Origin of the sequence: Bradyrhizobium sp. 33ap4 (assembly GCF_032654765.1) — a bacterium.
In the GTDB taxonomy this organism is placed as follows: domain Bacteria; phylum Pseudomonadota; class Alphaproteobacteria; order Rhizobiales; family Xanthobacteraceae; genus Bradyrhizobium; species Bradyrhizobium australafricanum.
Genome location: NZ_JAUMTJ010000054.1, coordinates 26,335 through 44,244 on the forward strand (window position 1 = coordinate 26,335; position 17,910 = coordinate 44,244).

The following is a 17,910-nucleotide window of genomic DNA, read 5'->3' on the forward strand; positions in this document are numbered from 1 at the left end:
TAGAAGCAATAAAACATCAGCGCCAAGGCGTGGCGAGATCCCCCTAACCTTCGCGGATCAGCCGCCTTCGCTTCTGGCAGATGCCCAGCTCGATACGTGTATAGGCCTGACGAACAAAATAAGCCGGGATTTCGAGAGGAAATCCCTGCCTAGACTAGAGCAACGTGACACCTGAAGTGCGTCGCCAAGGCAAATGGCGATCCAAGCGCCGTCGGCGAGCTCGCAGCGATGCTGATTTGACAATAGCAGAGCAAGATCTTGCCGATCGAGAAACGTCAATTCTGTGTCCTGGTTTCGGACAGCAGCCAGTCGCGGAATGCAGCAATCTCCGGCCTGCCAACGTCGGTTTCGCGGCCGACGAGGTGGTAACTGTCGGCGGTTCGTACCACCAGCGGATGGATCGCCAATAGTCGTCCCGCTTTGAGATCGTCCTGGACCAGTTCCAGATGCGCCACCGCGATGCCGAGCCCGTCGATCGCCGCTTGATAGGCTAGCGAGGAATTGCCGAACGACAGTCCTTCGCGAAAGCTCCCGGGTGTGACGTCCGCCGCCTCAAACCAGATCCGCCAATCGTGCGGGCGCTTCATTGAATGACGTAACGTACGGTCGAGTAGCTCTCGTGAATCGTGCACGGGTGGATGCTTGTTGAATTCGGCGGGGCTACAAACCGGCAGCAGCTCGATCGGAAACAGCGTGTCGTAACGCACGCCGGGCTTTGGAATGGCGGGAGTCTGAATGGTGAAGTCCACCTCGCCAGCGCTCACATCGACGAGATCGTTGGCGATCGTGACCTGCACATTGATGCTTGGGTAAAGGGTATGGAAGCGCGCGAGCCGCTTGACCAGCCATTTCATCGCCACCGTGGGAAACAGCCGTATCCGCACCACGCGATTCTGCTTGTCCCGGCGGCTGACCTGGGTCGCGAGTTCGATGCGATCAAAGGCTTCGGCAATGGCCTGCGCGTACTGTTCGCCCTGCGTCGTCAGCTTGACGTCGCGTTGATTACGGACGAACAGGCGCAGGCCAAGGAAGGCTTCGAGTTGGGCGATATGCCGGCTGACGGCGCCCTGCGAGACGTTGAGCATTTTGGCGGCGTGGGTGAAGTTCTCGGAGCGGGAGGCGACCTCGAAGGCGCGAAGTGCATTCAGCGGGGGCAATTTTCGGGCCATCAGCGCCTCCCACTGAGGGCTGATCGCGTCCGCGCCGCATTCTCTGTGTTGCTCTGAAGATAAGTCATCGTCGTGATGAGTAAATTAGCATACTCGGCCCAAAGCATCCCGCTTATTTTGCCCGCATGAGCGGCGCTGAACGCCACTACTTGCGGGAGAAACGCTTTCTATGACCACCCCCGTTAACGCCGCGGGCCGGCTTGACCGGCTCCCGATGGGCGCATTCCAGTGGCGGATTCTCAGCCTGATCGGCCTCGGGATGTTCTTCGACGGTTTCGACAACCAGATGGCCGCCGGCGTGTTGGGCGCCCTCGTTAAGGAGGGCTGGTCGAACATGGAGACCAATGCCCACTACATTTCCATCACCTTTGCCGGCCTCGCCATTGGCGCGCTGATGACGGGGTTGGTCGGTGACCGGTTCGGCCGGCGTTTTGCCTATCAGTTCAATCTTCTGATTTTCGGCAGCATGTGCCTGCTCTCGATGCTCGCGCCCTCGATGACCTGGCTGATGGCGATGCGTTTCTTCATGGGAGTAGGGATCGGCGCAGAATATGTCTGCGGCTACGGCATGGTCAGCGAGTTTGTGCCGCCGCAACGGCGCGGATGGGCGCTTGGCCTGATCAGCGTGGTGTCGATGGCATCGACATTCGCTGTGAATACGGACTATTCGTCATTCCGGCACTGGGATGGCGGCCGATGTATCTGATCGGCGGTTGCGGCGCATTATGGGTCTGGTTCCTGCGCCGCAAGCTTCCGGAGTCGCCGCGCTGGCTCGAAGCGCGCGGCCGTTATGAAGAAGCCGAAAAGATCATGCAGGATATCGAAGCTGAGGCCTCGAAGGCGGGGCCTCTCCCGCCGGTGATATCAGTGGCCGCGCCTGCGCCGGCCTGGGTACCGATCTCCATCCTGTTCTCGCGCGGCGTCGTCACCCGCACCTTGCTCGCGATGGCGGTTTGCATCACCTGCCTGGTCGGTTCCTACAGCTTCTCCTATTGGGTGCCGACCTTCTTCGTCAAACAGGGACTGAGTGTCACGAAGTCGCTCAGCTTTGCGACCGTCATGGCGCTGGGCAGTTCGCTCGGGCCGCTGGTCGGCATGCTGACCTCCGACTGGATTGGACGCCGTCGCGGCACCATGTTTGCGGCCTTATGGTGTGGCGTGTTCGCGCTGGCGTATTCGCAGCAGACCGATCCCGCCTGGGTGCTGATCTTTGGCTTCCTGTTGCAGGGCGGCATGAGCCTGATGATCGGCTTCACCATGCGATGCTAGTCGCCTTTGTGAACTTGCGCGCGAACGAAAAAGAAGCACGTATCTGTGCGGTCGCCGCGCTGGGGGACAACGAGTATCCAGTAAGATGTTGATCTTCTTGCACTCAATCCTGCAACCAGAACGTATGCGTGGCCGAACGAGGGTCGTTGACCTTTCGTTTCGGGGGCGAAGTCGCACTGACGGTCTCATGCTCCGAGCACCGGCTCCTTGCCGGTGAAGGCCCTGAGTATATTCGCCGTCAGGCGCGAAAGACCGTTGTCGCAGCCGTCCCAGGCCAGGGCGCCGGCATAGGCGATGGAGCCGACCGAAAACACCCAGCCGCCTCCATCGATCGGAAACAGGACCATGTCCGATCTCACCACGTCAGGCCGCTGTGCGCCTCCCTGATCCGGGAGCGAAAGAGTGAGATCCTCGATGACGAGCTGATACTCGTTGCCAAGCCCGGTCGAAGTCCCGAGCACATAGGCATGCTCGGGACTTCCGAGCGTAACGTCGTACCTGTCGACCTCGTCTCCCACCGCTCCACCCAGCACATAGCCGTAATCGCCGACGATTTCCTCAGTGATGCCGTCGAACAATTTCGCGGCGGGCGAATTGTAGCTCGCCTCCAGACGCCGATAGCCGCAGCCCTTCGACCATCCCTCCGATGCGAAGCCCACGCCTAGCATCTTGTTCGGGGCGCGGCCGCGCGTGCGCCAGATGCCGCCGGCTTCAGGCGTCGCAACATGGGTCCGTTCGCCATAGGGGGCATCCCAGCAGCGCGTGCCGCTGTTGTCGCGGCGCACCTCGATGACCCAGGGTTTTGCACCGAGCCGGCTCGTTACCCAGTAGAAGCCGTTGCCGCCAAGATACATGACCCGTCCGCCGTCATGCAGGTATCCGTCGAGGATATCGAGGCCGGTTCGTGTCCAGTATTCCGGGTGCGAGCCCGTGACGATCGCCGCGTACCGGTCGGCCAGGTTGCGGCCGCCACGTTCGAAATCCTCGTCGGTTGCGACATGATATTCGATGCCGAGGTGCTCCAGCCATTCGACGATGTACATGTCGACGGGAAAGTGACGGTATGAGCCCGTTAGCCAGTTCGGAAAACCAGGGCGGACGTTGAACAGCGGTCGCCTGCGGCCCGAATAGCGAACCGGCGTTCCGTCGGCATGGGTATCGTAGCAGGAGCGGCCCGGCTCGGGATGTGAGAACAGGTACTGTTCGTCCTCGGGCACCACCTTGTCATGAGGCATCACCGATGAGAAATCGAGCGAAGCCAGGTGGTCGTTCGCATAGGCCAGATAGGTGTTGGTCGGCACCAGGAACAGCACGGGTGCCGAGGTGCCCAGGACCGGTCTGACAAACAGCGGAAAATGATTGCGGCGTCCGCCGGCCTCGAGCCGAACTGCGTAGACTCCGCTTTGAAGGTCCTCCGGCAGGCGGAATTCGAGATTATACCTCCAGCCGGCATCCACCATGTCGTCGTCGTGGAATTGCAGCGCACAGTACTGCTCGGGAACTTCGACGAAGGAGTCGCTTCGCCCGTCCCAGTTACGTCCGGTCACACCGCGCTCGACGCCGTTGACAAGGTGCCCCTGTTCGCCTCCAGCGTCCGGCTCAATCGTCTCCGACGCGAAGTCCCTGCCGAGTTTCCATGCTGCCCATGCCGGCTGCGTGGGAGTCTTCCCCGCGTGCCATGCGGCGATCATCTCGGCGGATGGCTTCGCGAGGTGCAGCGTTGGCGAGTCGATCTTGCCATTATATGGCTCCAGCGGCGACCCGGACCGGCCGATGCCGGCCGCCGCGAGCAGGAGCGTTGCCGCATTTGCCGTCGCGCCGGTTGCCGCGCGGAGCGTGCGTTGTGCCCCAACCTTGGCATCAAGACGCCTGAGGTCGATGCAGACCTCGCCGTCGCCGATGGTAGTCAGGATCGAATACCAGTGTTTGGCGATGATCGCATCCGACAAGACTGCGAGCGTTGCGCTGCCCATTCGAAGCGCAAGACCGCCTGAGATGATGACGAGCGCGACGTCGCCAATCGACCAGATGGCCTGGGGCGCGCTCCGCTCGGGGACGGTCGGCCATGCCCAGCAATGGACGCTGATCGCCGCATCGTTGATCGGTGAGGGAAGCGGAAATTCGGCGTGCGAGCCGACCACCGTGGATTGCACGCCGCCGGAAACGGTGCGGTCGAGCACCGACGAGAAATCGACCACCTTGCCCTCGATCGCTTCGTCGCGCCCGGGACCCGAGACCAGTCGCACGAGGCTTGCGCGGACGGTGGCGTGCGGCGTGCTGATCGCGAGCCGGACGACATCGCCGGGCTCGCAGGACCACTCCTCGAAATAAGCCTGGATATCCATCTGACGCCGCCCACGCTCGCTGGTTAAGTCCGCTTCGGACGCGCAATGTCCGAGCGCGCCCATCATTCGCGGATCAAAGCCGGCGGGGAAACATCTGTTGCGGCATTCTGGAGTCCGGGAGCAACAACACTGGAGAAACGGACAGGCGCGCCGCGGCTGGTCCCGAAAGTCCGCGTCACGATCCGCGCAGGAACCGGTCGCCGAGCGCGACCGTTCCGTCGGTGTAGCCCGTACCCAGGCGTCGCGCGGTTTCGGTGTCCGAATGCGAAGCGAGCCAGGCCGTCAGCAGCATGCGCCTGAGCATCACGAACGCAGGCAGCATGGCCTCGTCGTCGCGCGAGACCGGTGCGACGGTCCGGTATCCCGCAAGCCACGACTGCTGGAGCAGGTCCATCACCGGCTCGTGCTCGATGAAGCTGACGGCCGCGGCGAAGTCATAGAAGAACCACGAGAAGCCGCAATCGTCGAAGTCGATGACGCCGAGCCGGTCGCCTTCGACGAGCAGGTTGGCGAGGCGGAGGTCGGCGTGAACGAGGCCAAACCGCTGCTCGCCCCTTCCGTAAGCCTCGACGCGCCGTTCAAGTTCGTCGGCGACCCTCTGCAGCAGCCTGCGGCCATCGTCGCGCAGGCCAAGACCGGCGCGCCAGTCACCCCATAGTGGCCGGCGGCCCAGCATGGCATCGAAATCCCAGACCTTGCGCTGGAACGTTGATGGCAATGTCCATCGGCGGCTGTGCGCGTGAAGCCGCGCGCTGGTCGCGCCGAGCTTGCCGAACCAGGTGGCCAGATCGTCCGAGGCGTCCGGCTCCTTGCCGCTGAGGAATTCGAATGCAACGACGTGTCGTGTCGCACCACTCAGGGGAATGGGGCATAACAGGTGTCCGTCCCGATCGGCGACCGGGCGCGGCGTGAGCACCACGTTGTCTGCGATCACGGCGTCGATCCAGGCGAGCTCGGACGCAATCTCGTCAGGTGAGTGATAGCCGGGCCGCTGCACGCGCAACACGAGTTTTTGCCGAGCGGCCGGATCCTGCGCGAGTAAGGTGGTGTTCTCGGAATGGCTGAGAAAGGCGAGCGTCGATTGCGATGATAGCCCCCAGCGCGGCAGGCTCGCGGCAAGAGAGGCCTGCATGCTCTCGATGAGGCCGGGAGTCATCATCGCGGCCAACCGACCGTCTCGGGCTCCGCGAGGTCAAGAAGGCTCGCGATGATGCGATCGGGAACGACGTCCGCCACCGCATTGAAAGGGACGTCGCTGGCGAGCAGGATCGACCGCATGCCGGCGGCCTTTCCTGCTGCGATATCGGTGCCGATCTGGTCGCCGACCATGACGGTCTCATGCCGGGCGGTGCCGAGATGCGCCAGCGCCTGTTCGATCAGGAACGGTTGCGGCTTGCCTAGCACGATCGGCTTCGTATTGGGAACGGCCGCTGCAACCGCGGCCGTGATCACGCCGACGCAGGGATCGTAGCCGTCATGAACCGGCGTCAGGACATCGGGATTGGTGGCGATGACGGTTGCGCCGGCGAGTGCGGCCCTGACCGCGGTGCGCAGCTTGGCGTAGTCGAGCGTGGCATCGAAGCCGAGCACGACGATCTTGGGCTTGACGTCGGTCAGGTGATAGCCAATGTCCTCGATCGCCTCGAGCAGTGGTCGTTCGCCGATCGCAAACACGGGCGTGGTACGCGGCCAGCGCCGTTCGAGCAGGGACGTGACCGCCGAAATCGTCGTGAAGACCTGTGACGGTTCGGCCGGAATGCCGATGCGGCTCAGCTTGGCGGCAAATTGCGCGGCGGATTTCGTCGAATTGTTGGTGACGAACGCATAGGGCAGGCCCCGCTCGCTCCATCCGCGAAACGCCTTGACGGAGTCGTCGATCGGAGTGTCGCCGCGATAGGCGACGCCGTCGAGATCCGAGATGACGCCGCGAATGGGATGGTTGGCCGGAGCAATGCGCTGTTCCAATGCTGGGATTCCGTTCAGTTCCGCGAGCGTGATCATATGGTTGTCTGCATGGCGTTGCTGCTCTGTGCATCCATGATTTGTGTGCTGCACATTGGAAAGGCGTCCTTGCCTTGCCGGTGTGCGCCATGCGTCCGGGAGCGGAAAATCTCCGTGCGCGACTGCGGCGCCCCGGGAGTGTCAGCAACGGAATCGTGGAGCAGCAGGAATCGGGCGATTGCGGCCTTTGGTCTAGGCTTTGCAGGCGTGAAAGCCACGATTTGTGCAAGACGATCGAAACGGCTGAGTGCCTTGCGGCCTCGAGAGCAGTTTCAGCGTTGCCGAAATCATCGAGGGATTACCATATGATCAACCGCAGAGACTTGATGTTAGGGGGATTGGCCGGGGCCGCGGCGTTCGGTTTCGGGCGGGTCAATCCCGACTTTCTTGTGAATTCCGCCTTTGCCGCCGAAGGCAAGACACTGCGCTTTCTCGGCGCGGAAGCGCTGACCGGCAACTGGGACCCAACCACCCATACCAATCTCGGCCAGCTCATCGTCGAGGGCTTCGTGTTCGGCTACCTGACGCGGGCGCCGATGCGGCCGGAGAAGCCGGACGAGCTGATCTTCGAGCTGGCTGAATCGATGAAGCCCATCGACACCTATACGATGGAGGTGAAACTCAGGAAGGGCGTCAAATTTCATGACGGATCCCCGTTCACAGCGGCCGACGTCAAGGCGACCTATGAATATGGCTGCCAACCCGATCGTCCGGCGCAGTGGTACCCCGGTCTCGTCACCGTCGACGTCGTCGACGACTACACCTGCCACATCAACACGAAGGTGCAGGGCTATCCGGCGACGCTCTACTACTACCTGTCGTCCTTCCTGCCGATCATGTCGGCCAAGGACGTTGCCAATAAGGCGCAGCTCTCGGCGCGCATGAACGGCACGGGCCCCTACAAATATGTCGAGCAGAAAGGCGACACCACCGTTCTCGCCGCCAATCCCGACTTCTTCCTCGGCGCAGCGAAGATCCCGGGTGTCGAGTATCACTTCGTCGGTGACACCACGACGCGCACGCTGTCGCTGTTGAACGGCGAGGCCGACATCATCGAGCGGCTCGAGCAGGAGCAGGTCGAGACCATCTCGAAGGATGCCCGCTTCAGCATCCACAAGGCGGTTTCGGTCGAGAACAAATACCTGTTCTTCCGCTGCTCGAAGAAGCCGTTCGACGATCCGCGCATTCGCCTCGCCGCATGCTACTCGATCGACCGCAAGCAGGTGCTCGACGTGCTCGGCGTCTCCGGCATCTATTCCAAGGCGCACATCTCGCCGGTCAAGTTCGGCTATGCCGAGGTGGCCGACTATCCTGAATTCGATCCGGACAAGGCGCAGAAGCTGCTCGCGGAGGCCGGCTTCCCCAAAGGCCAGGGCCTGCCCGAGCTCACCTATTACACGTCGGTCGGCTTCTATCCGAAGACGAAGGAATATGCCGAGTTGATTACCGGCATGCTCCAGGAGCAGGGGTTCAAGGTCAATCTGCAGACGCTCGAAGTCGCGGCGTGGGGCAATTTGCTTTACGACAAGCCCGGCGGCGGTGAGGGCAACATGATCGACTGCGGCTGGTGCACCGGCTCGCCCGAGCCGGATCTCGTCCTGCGCACCCACTTCCACTCCTCCTCCAAGCGCATCACCGGCATCGTCGACAAGGACATCGACGCGGTGCTGGACAAGGAGCGCAACGCCACGACAATCGAGGAGCGCAAGAAGATCCTGCAGACCGAGACGCTGCCGACCATCGCCAAGAAGGCCCCGGCGCTCGCGTTGTTCACCTCGGTGTTCATCCATGCCTACAGCAAGAAGCTGGATGGTCTGTACATCTATCCGAACGGCATGCAGGACATGACCAAGGCAACATTGGCATGATGATTGCTCGGCAGGCCGGGTACGCCCGGCCCGCCGGTTCGCGAACGCAGGCCGGACTGGTCGGGTCTGGTCCTCATGAATTGCAAGGGTAGCTCTTCTCGATGTTGATCCTGGAATTCCTGGTCAAGCGGATCGCGCAGGGCATCCTGATCGTCTTCATCACGTCGTTGATCATCTTCACGCTGCTGCGCGTGGTGCCGGGCGACCCCGTGCGCCTGATCGTCGGCGGCATGGCGCCGGCCGACGTGGTCGAGAAGGTCGCGACCAAGATGGGGCTGCGCGACCCCATCATCGTGCAATATGGTCGGTACATGCGCGGGCTGGTACAGGGCGATCTCGGGCAATCCTATTTGCGGCCGCGCAGCGGCATGATCGCGACCGGTGGCCAGTATGTTGACCCGACCAAGTCGGATATGGCGCCGGTGATCGATCTCATCCTCGAACGCCTGCCGTTCACGCTGCAACTGGGCGGAATGGCGCTCGTGTTCGCGCTGCTGCTGTCGTTTCCGATCGGCATCGCGGGCGGGCTGCACCAGCATCGTTGGCAGAATGCGTTGGCGTTCGGAATGCAGTCGCTGTTCGTCTCGATTCCGAATTTCTGGCTCGCGATCGTTCTGATCCTGTTTCTGTCGGTGAAGCTGAAGCTGCTGCCGGCGCTCGGTTACCAGGGATTTTCCTATGTCATCCTGCCGGCCTTCGTGCTCGCGGTGGAGATCGCCCCCTTCATCATCCGCACGCTGACGACCTCGCTCGGCGAGGTCATGCAAGCGCCGTTCATCGATGAGGCGCGGGTGCGCGGCCTGTCTCGCCGCCGCATCGTCTATTCGCACGCCCTGCGCAACGCGGCAGTGCCGCTAGTCAACCTGCTCGGGATCCAGCTTTCGACGCTGATCGGCGGCGTTCTCGTGATCGAATACATTTTCGACTATCCTGGCCTCGGCAATCTGACCGTGGTCTCTGTCGTCGGGCGCGACTTTCCGGTCATCCAGGGCATCGCCATCACGACCAGCGCCGTCTTTGTCTTCATCAATATCATCGTGGATTTGGTCGCCTATCTGGTCGATCCCCGCGTGGAGATCTGAGCATGACGGCCACCACGATCATCGCCGAGGAGCCCGCCTTGCCGGCGGCCCCAATCCGTTCCGTCAACCGCCGCATCATGGCCGCCGCCTGGCGCATGCCGAGCTTCAAGATCGGTTTCTTCATCTTCATGGCGCTGGTGCTGGCCTCGGCCATCTATCCCGAGGTGTCCTCGATCAGTGCGACCAAGATGGTGGTGAAGGACAAGTTCATGTCGCCGGTCTTTCTCGGTGACAAATGGACCTGGGATCATCCGCTGGGCACGGATCAGCTCGGCCGCGACATGCTGATGCGCAGCCTGATCGGCCTGCGCTATTCGCTGCTGGTCGGCGTCGTCACGGTCCTGCTCATCTTTGTCATCGGCTGCGGCCTTGGCCTGTTCGCCGGCTTCAAGGGCAAATGGTGGGACACCGTCATCATGCGGATCACCGATGCCCAATTGTCGATTCCGATGATCATCCTGGCGATCACCATTCTCGGCGTGTCGCGGCCGACGGTGCCGACCATCATAAGCGTGCTGGCGCTGTCCGGCTGGCCGCTCTACGCGCGCGTGGCGCGCAGCGCCGCGGTCACCGAGCGCGGCAAGGAATATGTCCGCGGCCTGCGCGTGCTCGGCGCCGGGGACTGGCGGATCCTGTTTCTGTTCGCCGCGCCGAACATCCTGCCGCCGATCGCATTCGTCGCCGTGCTCGACGTCGCACGCATGATGATCTTCGAAGCGATCCTCGGCTTCCTGGGGCTTGGCATCCAGCCGCCGACGCCGAGCTTCGGCAGCATCATCGCCGACTCCCGCAAATACCTGATCAATGCCTGGTGGATCGCGACCACGCCGGGCGTGTTCCTGGCTATCGCGCTTACCTCGATCAACCTGATGGGGTCGGCGCTCGAGAAGGCGCGCAACCGCATCTATGGGGGTCTCTGAGATGGATCTCTCGCTCATTCTGGAGGTTGACGACCTCACGGTCGGCGCTTCGGCACCGGGCGCCGCGCCGATCCTCGATCACATCTCCTTCCGCCTCAACACGTCGGAGATCTTCGGCATCTATGGCGAAAGCGGCGCCGGCAAAACCGTGCTCAGCCGCGCATTGGCGAACTGGCTGCCGGAAAGTCTGGCGTATCGCTCCGGACGGGTCACGTTCGCCGGCCACGACATTCTCGGCGCCGGGGCGCGCGAGGTGCGGATCGGCCGCGACATCGCCTATATCGGCTCCAAGCCGCAAAGCTCGCTCGATCCGACGATACCGGTCGGGACCCAGATCGCGGAAAAGCTGCACAGCGTCAGGCCCGAATGGAATCCGCGCGAATGCCGCGAGCGGGTCGTGCAGCTCCTCGGCGAGGTCCGGATTCCATCGCCGAAGGAGCGCTATTGGGACTACCCGGCAAAATTTTCCGGCGGCATGATGCAGCGCGCGATGATCGTGGACGCGATTTGCGCCGAGCCCGCCGTCCTGATCGCCGACAACATTACCCAGCCGCTCGATGTCACCATCGCGGCACAGATCGTGGCGCTGCTCCACGACCTGTGCCTGCGCCACAGGATGGCGACAATCTATCTGTCGTCTTCCTTGCCCACGCTCGGCCAGTTCGGCGACCGCACGGCCGTGCTCCATCAGGGCCGGTTCGTCGAGCAGCAAGCGTTTGCCGGCCTGCTCGCCTCGCCACAGACCGACTACACGCGCAAGGCCATTGCCAGTGTGCCGCGCATGTGGGCGACCACCGAGGGCCCGCTGGCCCGCCGCAAGGCGCAAGACGAAGTGCCGCTGATGAAGGTGGAGCACGTTGTTCGGACCTATCGCGCGCGCAAGCGGGGGACGTTCAATACCTACAGCAACGTGCAGGCGGTGCGCGGCGTAACGCTCGACATCATGCCGCGCGAGAATTTCGGTATCGTCGGGGAATCCGGCTGCGGCAAGTCGACCCTCACGCGCCTGCTGGCCTGGCTGGAGGTTCCCGACAACGGCAGCATCGTCCTCAACGGCACGTCGCTCGGGGCGTTGTCGCCGCGCGAGCTGATCCGCACCCGCAGCGAATTCCAGCTGCTGCTGCAGGATCCGTACAACGCGCTGCCGCCGCGCACCACCGTCGGCCGCATGATCGAGGAGAGCCTGCTGATCCGCGGCAATGTCGCCCGCGCGGACCTGCGCAGCCGGGTCATCGCAGCGATGGCCGAGGTCGGTCTTGCCGCCGAGCTCTATGACCAGCTCCCGAACACGCTCTCCACCGGCGAGCGCCAGCGCATCTCGATCGCGCGTGCCCTGATCCTCGATCCCAAGCTGCTGATCCTCGACGAAACCTTGTCCGCGCTGGATCAACGCGAGCAGTCAAGGCTGATCGACCTGTTCTCGAAGCTGCAGGAGAAGAACGACCTCACCTATGTCTTCATCTCCCATGATCTCGCAATGGTGCGCAGGGTCTGCACGCGCATTGCCGTGATGTATCTCGGTGAGATGGTCGAGATCGCCGACAACCGCGAGCTGTTCTTCGATCCCCAGCATCCCTACACCAAGGCATTGCTCTCGGCCGCCCCGACGCTGGAGGAGAAGCCGTTCAACCCGGCGGACTTCTTGCTGGAGGGCGAGCCGCCGAGCCCGATCGATATCCCGGCGGGATGCAGCTTTGCCTCGCGCTGCCCGAAGGCGTTCGGCCGCTGCCGGCTGGAGACGCCGAAGCTGGTCGAACACGCGCCGGGGCGCTTCGCCGCCTGCCACCTTCTCGACGGCGAGCCGGCGCAGGCCGCGGCCTGAGCGCTCAGGGCCGTGGCTTGAAGGGCCAGTCCATCGCGAACGAGCGCATGTCCTCCAGCGCCTTGGTCACCTGCAGGACGCCGAGATCGTCGAAGCGGTGCCCGGTCACTTGGACGCCGATCGGTAGATGGCGGGAATCGAATGCCATGCAGACGGTGGAGGCGGGCTGGCAGGTCTGGTTGAACATGGCGGTGAACAGCGTGTGCGCGAGCGGCGTCTCACGCGACACGCCGGGCTCCTCGGCCGGGAAATTCACCACCGGCAGCGTCGGGGCGATGACATAGTCCCAGCCCTCGAAGGCCGCGAGCAGCGCCGCCTTCATCTTGGCGATCCGGCCCAGCGCCCGGTAGAGGTCGGCGCCCGAATGTTTCGCCCCGCCAAGGCACCATGCGCGAACGTAGGGATTGATGTCGCGTGCGGTGTCGCCATGCGGCGGCAGCGATGCATATTCGAGATAGCCGCGCACCTGGAGGAACAGGTCGATCGGCGCATAGGCGTCGTCGGTGAGCGGAGAGGTGAACGGCTCGACGATCGCGCCGGCGCCGGCGAGCAGCTTGCCGGCCGCATCGACCGCGCTGCGAACCGTAGCTTCGGCCTTCATGCCGAAGCCCATGTCGGTGAGGACGCCGATCTTCAGTCCCTTCACGTCGCGCTTCAGATGCTCGTGATAGCGCACGCCATCGGCGGGCAGGCTCCAGGTGTCGCGCTCGTCCTGCCGCGTCAGCACGGTCAGCATGCGCGCGATATCATCCACACTGCGACCCATCGGGCCTGCCATGCGCATGGTGTCGGCCGGCAAATGCGGCACACGGCCATGGGTCGGCTTCAGTCCGGCCAGTCCGCAATGGGCGGCCGGAAGGCGGACCGAGCCCGCGATATCCGTGCCGACGGAAACATAGCCGGCGCCAGCGGCGACGGAGGCGCCTGCGCCGGCCGACGAGCCGCCGGTATTCCAGGCGAGCCCCCAGGGGTTGCGGGTAACGCCGTGCAGCGAGCTGATGCCCGACGCCATCAGGCCGCAATCCGGCATCGTGGTCTTGGCAAAGATCACCGCGCCGGCCTCGCGGAGCGCGATCGCCGGCGGCGAATCGTAGTTGGACGGCGGCAGGGCACGGTTGGCGCCGATGCCGTGAAAATAGGGCCAGCCGATCATGGCGACGCTGTCCTTGACCGTCATGGGGACGCCGTCGAGCGGACCCAGCGCGGTTCCCGCCTTCCATCGCGCTTCCGAGCCTTGCGCGCTTGCGATGGCTTGCTCCGGACGGAAGCAGAACAGCGCATTGATCGCGGGATTGACCGCCTCGGCATGGCCGAGCACGGTTCGCAACACCTCCACCGGCGACAATGCGCGCGATGCGTAGGCCTCCGTCAGCCCCGCAAGGCTCATCCCGATCAGTTCCGCAGCAGACATCTTGGCCTCGACAAATGGCGTTCTGGATCAGTGTCCGGATAGCGAAAGTCGCCCCTGTCGGGGTAGTGCCGCTGCCGTAAGGGCATGATTTGGTGGAGTGCGAGGCATCCCTTTTGCATCTGTCTTGATCGAATTTGTCATCAAACCGGGAGGCCCGCGACAGGCGGGCCGAACGACACCCGCGAGAGATCAGAAGTCGTCATGAGCCAATCTGGAACGCAAATCGCCACGGTCCGGAACTACATTGCCGGGCTCCCGGGATGGGGGACGGGCGATATCGTGATCGAGCCCGCCATTCCGGTCCTCGCCTCGCCAAGCTGGCGCGGGGTCGACGGCGCTCCCTGGCGCGCCACCAGGAACGGAAGCGGCGAGAGCATCTTCATCAAGAACATGGATGTGGATGCCAAGCTCTACATCGACGTTGCCTGCGCGTTCGAAGCGGCCCGGCGCGCATCCGATCTCGGTATCGGTCCCAAGGTGCTTGCGGCGGATCCGGACGCGGGACTTCTGGTCATGGAAGATCTCAACCGTGGCTGGCGGGTCGGCACGCTGGAGCGGATGCTGGAGCCGAAGATCGTCGACGCGGTCATCGCGGCGCGGCGCCTGTTCCAGGCAGGGGCGCCTCTGCCGCGGCGCATGGGAGTCTTCGACGAGATCGAGCACTTCTACGAGGCGGCAAAGGCCGCGAAGGCGCAACTGCCGTCTGATGCGGAATGGCTGGTCAAGGAGCTGCGTTTTGCGGCCGATGCCTTGAGGAAACTCGACATCAAACCGGTGCCAATCCATGGCGATGGCAATGTCTCGAACATCCTGATCAGCGACACCGGCGAGGTTCGCCTGATCGATTGGGATCGCGCCACGACGGCCGACCCCCTGGAGGACCTCGGCAGCTTCCTCGTCGAAGCCTTCGCGCAGGAGCCGGAGGCGCGCGACGCCTTCAGCCGCAACGCCGGCGGATTCGACGAGCGCGCATTCAGCCGCGCCCGCATCTACGGCATGGCGGATGATCTGCGCTGGGGCCTGATCGGCGCCGTGCTCGCCGCGCGGTCGGCGCGCAACACCTTTGAGTTTTACAAGTTCGCCAGCTGGCGCTTCGTACGTTGCCGCATGACGGTCCGGGAGCCGCGCTTTGGCGAGATGCTTCGGAGGATCGCATGACTGTCCGCAGGAAGCTCGGCGAGGGAGCGACAGTCCACGAGCGCAATATCGAGGCAGCGATCGCCCGCGTGCCGCAATGGCACGGCAAGGGGGCGGCCTATACCCCGCTGGTCGGCGGCCTCATGAATCAGAACTGGCTGGTCGAGATATCCGGCGATGGACGGCGCTACTTCATCAAGGTGCCCGGCGAGGGCTCGGAGATGTTCATCGATCGCGTGACCGCCAACGAGGCTGCGCGCAATGCCCACGCCATGGGCGTTGCGCCCGAGGTGATCTTTTTCGACGCCACGGACGGGCTCGAGATCAGCGAGTTCCTCGAAGGCTATCGCGCCTGCACCAATGCCGATTTCGGCGATGCCGCCATCCAGGCCGACGTTCTCGACCTTTACCGCCGCCTGCATGCCGGCCCGAAGCTCGGCCAGACCAAGACCATCTTCGACATGATCGAGGAACATATCGAGCAGGGCAGGGAGCTCGGCGCGCATTTCCCGCAGGACATGCCCTGGCTGATGCATCGCTACAATCAGGCCAAGTCGGCGTTCCTGGCGTCGGGTCTCGATCTCGTGCCGTGCTTCAACGATCCGATGCCGGGCAATTTCCTTATCTCGGCGGAATCAGGCGCCCCAAGGCCGATGAAGCTGATCGACTATGAGTTCGCTTCCAACAACGAGCGTAGCTATGAGCTCGGCGTCCTGTTCGCCGAGATGTTCTTCGACGAGCATCTGACGGAGGCCCTGATCGAGCAATATCTGGGCGAGGTGCGGCCGCAGATGGTCGCGCGCGTGATACTCAACCGGGCGCTCGCCGACCTGAAATGGGCGTCATGGGCGGTCGTGAACAGGAAGCTCAAGGACTGGGATTTCGACTATCAGAAGTACGGCGTCTGGAAATACATGCGTGCCCGCGACGTAATGTACGATCCCCGCTGGGATGGCTGGTTGCGGCTCGTCTGAGCCGCGCGACAGGAGGGCTTGCGCAGTTATTGATTGAGGATCGCGAGCGCCTGCTCGAGCAGGCTGTCGTTCGCGGCCGCGATGATCCGGCCATCGGATTCCGGCGACAGCGGCCGCCCCTGCCAGTCGCGGACGATGCCGCCAGCGCCCTCGACCACCGGAATCAGCGGCATGAAGTCGAACGACTTGAGGGAGGTTTCGACCACGAGATCGCAGTGGCCGGATGCGAGCAGGCCATATTGGTAGCAGTCGCCGCCAAATCGCCGGAACATGGCCTTCTGGCTGAGCGCATCGTAGCGGGCCCAGTCGCTCGGCGTGAAGAAGTCCGGCGATGACGTGTAGATCTGCGCGTCTTCCAGTCGCGTGGTGCGGCTCACCCTTGCCAGCTTGCCGTTGAAGGTGGTGCCTTGCCGGGTGCCGTACCACCGCTCGGCCAGCGCGGGCATATCGATCATGCCGGCGGTGATCGATCCATCTCTCTCGTCGGCGAGCGCGACGAGCGTGCCGAACAGCGGCATGCCGGAGATAAAGCTCTTCGTTCCGTCGATCGGATCGAGATACCATGTGTAGCGGTCCCCGGCCGTCGATCCCATCTCCTCGCCGAGGATGCCGTGATCGGGGAAGCGCGAACCGATCAGCTGCCGTAGCTCCATTTCGATCGCACGATCGGCGATCGTGACCGGCGTCAGGTCCGGCTTGCGCTCGAAATCGACGCGGGAACGGAAGTGCGTCACGGCGATCCGTCCGGCCACGTCGGCAAGCTCGTTGAAGAACGAAGCGAGCTCGCTTGCCGATAATCTGTCTTGAATGTCGTCCAATGGTCACTCCGGGCGGGAGGCGCGCCGACGTCGCGGGACGCACGACGCCTTGCCTTGGGATCGGGCGTTACGCGGTCTCGTGGACCGACTGCTTGTCGATCTCCCAATAGGGGGAGTCGAATCCGTTGCGCCGCGCCACTCGGGCGGCAGGGCTCCTCGGCTGCGGCACGCCAGCGGCCGGCTGCGGCGCCGACACGGGCGCCTGGCGAACGTCGCGCGGCGCCACCTTGAAGTGCCGGCTGAAGCAGCGGGAGAAATGCGACACGTTCTTGAAGCCGACTTCGTAGGCGACCTCCGAGACGGTCCGCCGGCCCTTCGGATCGGCGACTAGGATTTCATACGCCCGCTGCAGCCGCTTGGTCTGGACGAACTGGCTGACCGTGGTCTCGTTGTCGTTGAACAGGCTGTACAAATAACTGAGCGAGATGCGGCTCGACGCCGCGATCTTCTTCGGCGACAACGACTGGTCACCGAGATGGCTCTCGATGAAGTCGACGATCCGGCGGCGCAGGTGATAGCGCGCGTTGCGCACATCGGTTGCGGCGCCGCGATCCTCCGATCCGATGGTCAGCGCGACGAAGCTGATCATTTCGGTCGCGAGCGCCTGGGGGTTCGGCGGCGGCGAGGCGACGAACAGTTCGGCCACGCTGCGGATCATGCCCGCCAGCAGGTGCGTCATCTGTTCGTTTGGCTTGAAGCGGCGACTGATGTGATCTTCAACCGAGACGAGCCGGCCGCGCAGCTCGGCGGCCGGAATCCGCAACATCAGGAAGCGCGCGGTCTTGTCAGACGACAATTCGTAGAAGGCGAGCTCGCTGAGCAGGACATATTCGCCGGGACGTGCGATCCCGATGCGGCTGTCCTGGCTGAATGCGACGCATCCAGTCTGCGGAAACACCAGCACATAGGCGGCATCGTGGATGCAGGCAACGCGTTCCCAGTTGCGGGCAAAGGCGTGATCCGGCCCGACGAGTTCGAGATCGAGGCGTCCGATCCGGGTCCGCCAATCCTGCGTGGGACCGGGGCCCTTGTCGTTGCCAGCATGAAGGCCGGTGTGTTCCTCGCGGGAAGCAACAGATGTCAGGCGTGCCATG

Annotated in this window: 15 protein-coding genes; 8 read left to right on the forward strand and 7 right to left on the reverse strand. The window is 63.6% G+C overall.

The window, feature by feature from the left end; genetic code table 11:
• Positions 1-275: 275 nt before the first annotated feature.
• Positions 276-1,169, reverse strand: coding sequence for a LysR substrate-binding domain-containing protein (locus Q2M23_RS32750; RefSeq protein WP_316398271.1), 894 nt, complete (start codon positions 1,167-1,169; stop codon positions 276-278).
• A 169-nt stretch (positions 1,170-1,338) separates the two neighbouring features.
• Between Q2M23_RS32750 and Q2M23_RS32755 the strand changes: the two genes are divergently transcribed.
• Together Q2M23_RS32755 and Q2M23_RS32760 are read left to right on the forward strand one after the other, a co-directional pair.
• Positions 1,339-1,875 (forward strand): MFS transporter, encoded by a 537-nt coding sequence (locus Q2M23_RS32755; RefSeq protein ID WP_316398272.1) that lies wholly within the window; start codon positions 1,339-1,341, stop codon positions 1,873-1,875.
• Entirely contained in the window at positions 1,866-2,438 is a 573-nt protein-coding gene (locus Q2M23_RS32760) for an MFS transporter (protein WP_316398273.1), read from the forward strand. The genes Q2M23_RS32755 and Q2M23_RS32760 overlap by 10 nt, the downstream gene beginning before the upstream one ends.
• Before the next feature lie 185 nt (positions 2,439-2,623).
• Here the strand turns inward: Q2M23_RS32760 and Q2M23_RS32765 are convergent, their stop codons facing one another.
• The 3 genes from Q2M23_RS32765 to Q2M23_RS32775 all read right to left on the reverse strand — a co-directional run bounded on the left by Q2M23_RS32765 (position 2,624) and on the right by Q2M23_RS32775 (position 6,748).
• Positions 2,624-4,783, reverse strand: a complete 2,160-nt coding sequence (locus Q2M23_RS32765; RefSeq protein ID WP_310885658.1) for a N,N-dimethylformamidase beta subunit family domain-containing protein — start codon at positions 4,781-4,783, stop codon at positions 2,624-2,626.
• A 175-nt stretch (positions 4,784-4,958) separates the two neighbouring features.
• A complete protein-coding gene (locus Q2M23_RS32770; RefSeq protein WP_316398283.1) occupies positions 4,959-5,942 on the reverse strand; it encodes a phosphotransferase enzyme family protein in 984 nt (327 codons plus the stop codon).
• On the reverse strand, positions 5,939-6,748 hold the full coding sequence (locus Q2M23_RS32775) for an HAD-IIA family hydrolase (RefSeq protein ID WP_245311788.1): 810 nt from the start codon (positions 6,746-6,748) through the stop codon (positions 5,939-5,941). Before Q2M23_RS32775 ends, Q2M23_RS32770 begins: the two co-directional genes overlap by 4 nt.
• Before the next feature lie 341 nt (positions 6,749-7,089).
• Here Q2M23_RS32775 and Q2M23_RS32780 point away from each other — a divergent pair, with 341 nt between their 5' ends.
• The 4 genes from Q2M23_RS32780 to Q2M23_RS32795 all read left to right on the forward strand — a co-directional run bounded on the left by Q2M23_RS32780 (position 7,090) and on the right by Q2M23_RS32795 (position 12,476).
• Complete coding sequence (locus tag Q2M23_RS32780; protein WP_316398274.1) at positions 7,090-8,652, forward strand: ABC transporter substrate-binding protein; 1,563 nt, start codon at positions 7,090-7,092, stop codon at positions 8,650-8,652.
• Positions 8,653-8,753: 101 nt separating this feature from the next.
• The gene (locus Q2M23_RS32785; RefSeq protein WP_092083050.1) at positions 8,754-9,734 is read left to right on the forward strand and encodes an ABC transporter permease; all 981 of its coding nucleotides are present in this window, start codon (positions 8,754-8,756) and stop codon (positions 9,732-9,734) included.
• Between the two features lie 2 nt (positions 9,735-9,736).
• Complete coding sequence (locus tag Q2M23_RS32790) at positions 9,737-10,654, forward strand: ABC transporter permease (protein ID WP_253607664.1); 918 nt, start codon at positions 9,737-9,739, stop codon at positions 10,652-10,654.
• A 1-nt stretch (position 10,655) separates the two neighbouring features.
• Entirely contained in the window at positions 10,656-12,476 is a 1,821-nt protein-coding gene (locus Q2M23_RS32795; RefSeq protein WP_229158481.1) for an ABC transporter ATP-binding protein, read from the forward strand.
• A 4-nt stretch (positions 12,477-12,480) separates the two neighbouring features.
• Here the strand turns inward: Q2M23_RS32795 and Q2M23_RS32800 are convergent, their stop codons facing one another.
• Entirely contained in the window at positions 12,481-13,887 is a 1,407-nt protein-coding gene (locus Q2M23_RS32800) for an amidase (protein ID WP_316398275.1), read from the reverse strand.
• Between the two features lie 201 nt (positions 13,888-14,088).
• On the opposite strand from Q2M23_RS32800, the gene Q2M23_RS32805 reads away from it, so the two are divergent.
• The gene (locus Q2M23_RS32805; protein WP_063790183.1) at positions 14,089-15,045 is read left to right on the forward strand and encodes a phosphotransferase family protein; all 957 of its coding nucleotides are present in this window, start codon (positions 14,089-14,091) and stop codon (positions 15,043-15,045) included.
• Entirely contained in the window at positions 15,042-15,998 is a 957-nt protein-coding gene (locus Q2M23_RS32810) for a choline/ethanolamine kinase family protein (RefSeq protein WP_168856098.1), read from the forward strand. Before Q2M23_RS32805 ends, Q2M23_RS32810 begins: the two co-directional genes overlap by 4 nt.
• A 26-nt stretch (positions 15,999-16,024) precedes the next feature.
• On the opposite strand, the gene Q2M23_RS32815 is transcribed toward Q2M23_RS32810, so the two are convergent.
• Both Q2M23_RS32815 and Q2M23_RS32820 read right to left on the reverse strand, forming a co-directional pair.
• On the reverse strand, positions 16,025-16,816 hold the full coding sequence (locus Q2M23_RS32815; protein ID WP_168856097.1) for an inositol monophosphatase family protein: 792 nt from the start codon (positions 16,814-16,816) through the stop codon (positions 16,025-16,027).
• A 67-nt stretch (positions 16,817-16,883) separates the two neighbouring features.
• Complete coding sequence (locus Q2M23_RS32820) at positions 16,884-17,909, reverse strand: helix-turn-helix domain-containing protein (protein WP_310885663.1); 1,026 nt, start codon at positions 17,907-17,909, stop codon at positions 16,884-16,886.
• Position 17,910 lies beyond the last annotated feature (1 nt).

Bases quoted from the DNA above. Each gene is read 5' to 3' on its own strand.
- Q2M23_RS32750 (WP_316398271.1), bottom strand. From the start codon at position 1,169: ATGGCCCGAAAATTGCCCCCGCTGAATGCACTTCGCGCCTTCGAGGTC.
- Q2M23_RS32755 (WP_316398272.1), top strand. From the start codon at position 1,339: ATGACCACCCCCGTTAACGCCGCGGGCCGGCTTGACCGGCTCCCGATG.
- Q2M23_RS32760 (WP_316398273.1), top strand. From the start codon at position 1,866: ATGTATCTGATCGGCGGTTGCGGCGCATTATGGGTCTGGTTCCTGCGC.
- Q2M23_RS32765 (WP_310885658.1), bottom strand. From the start codon at position 4,783: ATGGATATCCAGGCTTATTTCGAGGAGTGGTCCTGCGAGCCCGGCGAT.
- Q2M23_RS32770 (WP_316398283.1), bottom strand. From the start codon at position 5,942: ATGATGACTCCCGGCCTCATCGAGAGCATGCAGGCCTCTCTTGCCGCG.
- Q2M23_RS32780 (WP_316398274.1), top strand. From the start codon at position 7,090: ATGATCAACCGCAGAGACTTGATGTTAGGGGGATTGGCCGGGGCCGCG.
- Q2M23_RS32785 (WP_092083050.1), top strand. From the start codon at position 8,754: ATGTTGATCCTGGAATTCCTGGTCAAGCGGATCGCGCAGGGCATCCTG.
- Q2M23_RS32790 (WP_253607664.1), top strand. From the start codon at position 9,737: ATGACGGCCACCACGATCATCGCCGAGGAGCCCGCCTTGCCGGCGGCC.
- Q2M23_RS32795 (WP_229158481.1), top strand. From the start codon at position 10,656: ATGGATCTCTCGCTCATTCTGGAGGTTGACGACCTCACGGTCGGCGCT.
- Q2M23_RS32800 (WP_316398275.1), bottom strand. From the start codon at position 13,887: ATGTCTGCTGCGGAACTGATCGGGATGAGCCTTGCGGGGCTGACGGAG.
- Q2M23_RS32805 (WP_063790183.1), top strand. From the start codon at position 14,089: ATGAGCCAATCTGGAACGCAAATCGCCACGGTCCGGAACTACATTGCC.
- Q2M23_RS32810 (WP_168856098.1), top strand. From the start codon at position 15,042: ATGACTGTCCGCAGGAAGCTCGGCGAGGGAGCGACAGTCCACGAGCGC.
- Q2M23_RS32820 (WP_310885663.1), bottom strand. From the start codon at position 17,909: ATGGCACGCCTGACATCTGTTGCTTCCCGCGAGGAACACACCGGCCTT.